Source organism: Geodermatophilus sp. CPCC 205761 (genome assembly GCF_051383655.1).
GTDB lineage: Bacteria > Actinomycetota > Actinomycetes > Mycobacteriales > Geodermatophilaceae > Geodermatophilus.
In genome coordinates this window covers 1-1,456 of the sequence record NZ_JALPKQ010000104.1, presented here as the reverse complement: position 1 = coordinate 1,456, position 1,456 = coordinate 1, and the positions used below count along the sequence as shown (strand labels likewise).

Sequence of the window (1,456 nt, the reverse complement as noted above, 5' to 3'; positions counted from 1 at the left end):
GGGGGCAGCGGCAGGTCGGCGGCGAGCAGCGCCGGCCCGGCGACCAGCAGCTGCTCGGCGACCGGAACCGCGCCGGCCCCGGCGGCCAGCGTGCCCACGACCGCGACCGCGTCGGCCAGCTCCCCACCCGACCCGCCGGCCGCCTCCGGCAGCCCCACCCCGGTCAGCCCCGCCCCGGCCAGCGCCGCCCACAACCGGGCATCCCAGGCCCGCCCGGCGCCGAGCACGAACGGCTCGTGCGCGGCGAGGATGTCGCGCACCGTGCCCACCACCAGCGCCCGCTCCGCGCTCACCGCAGCCCCAGCCCGCGGGCCACGATGCCGCGCAGGATCTCATTCGTCCCGCCGCGCAGCGTGTACCCCGGCGCGTGCAGCTGCGCCTCGGCCAACGCCCGGCCCAGCGGATCCGGGGAGTCCAGCGACGCCGGCACCGCCACCACCCTCCGCACCTCATCGACCACGTCGGCCTCGAACGTGGTGCCCACGTCCTTCACCAGCGCCGCCGGAATGTCGGGCAACTCCCCCCGATCCAGCGCCGCGGCGATCCGCAACGACAACTGCCGCAACGCCAGCAACCGCGCCGACAACCGGCCCAGCGCCGCCAACTGCCCGCCGTCCCCGGAGTCACACGCCCGCCGGGCGAACTCGGCCAGCACCGGATACGTCGACAGGAACCGCTCCGGACCGCTGCGTTCGAACGCCAGCTCCGCGGTCACCTGCGCCCACCCGGCCCCCTCCGCCCCCAGCAGCATCCCGCCGGGCACCACCACCTGGTCGAACACCACCTCGTTGAAGTGGTGCCCGCCGTCCAGGATCCGGATCGGATTCACCGTGATCCCCGGCAGCGACAGATCCACCAGCAACTGCGACAACCCGGCATGCCGATTTCCCGGATCCAGCGGCGCGGTGCGCACCAGCACGATCCCGAAGTGCGAATGGTGCGCATTGCTCGTCCACACCTTCGCCCCCGACACCACCCAGTCCCCGGCGCCGTTGCGGACCGCCTTCGTGCGGATCGAGGCCAGATCCGACCCCGAGTCGGGCTCGGACATCCCGATCACGAAGAAACACTCCCCCGCCGCGATCCGCGGCAGGATCGACCGCCGCTGCTCCTCGCTGCCATACCGCAACAGGTTGGGCCCCGACTGCCGATCGGCGATCCAGTGCGCCGCCACCGGCGCGCCGGCCGCCAGCAGCTCCTCGGTCACCGCATACCGCTCCATCGCCGACCGCTCGTGCCCGCCGTACCGCTCGGGCCAGGTCATCCCCAGCCAGCCCCGCGCCCCGAGCTTGCGGGAGAACCCCGGATCCACCCCGGACAGCCAGGTGTCCGCGTGCGGCGTGAACGACCCGGCCGCCAACTCACCGGCCAGGAACTCCCGCACCTCTCCCCGCACCCGCTCGGCCGCCTCCGACCGCGGCGCCGGCGCCAGACTCAACGGACTGCTCATGCGCTG

General features: G+C 74.3%; 2 protein-coding genes. Both read right to left on the bottom strand.

All coding sequences use genetic code 11. From position 1 onward, the window contains the following. Positions 1 to 293: acyl-CoA dehydrogenase family protein (locus tag MY526_RS26910; protein ID WP_436705484.1), on the bottom strand; the 293-nt coding region annotated here is incomplete at its 3' end. Next, positions 290 to 1,450 (bottom strand): acyl-CoA dehydrogenase family protein, encoded by a 1,161-nt coding sequence (locus MY526_RS26905; RefSeq protein WP_436705485.1) that lies wholly within the window; start codon positions 1,448 to 1,450, stop codon positions 290 to 292. The genes MY526_RS26910 and MY526_RS26905, both read right to left, overlap by 4 nt. Between the last annotated feature and the right edge of the window lie 6 nt (positions 1,451 to 1,456).

What these genes read in the sequence shown, in the direction of transcription:
- MY526_RS26905 (WP_436705485.1), bottom strand. Translation starts at nt 1,450, where the DNA reads ATGAGCAGTCCGTTGAGTCTGGCGCCGGCGCCGCGGTCGGAGGCGGCC.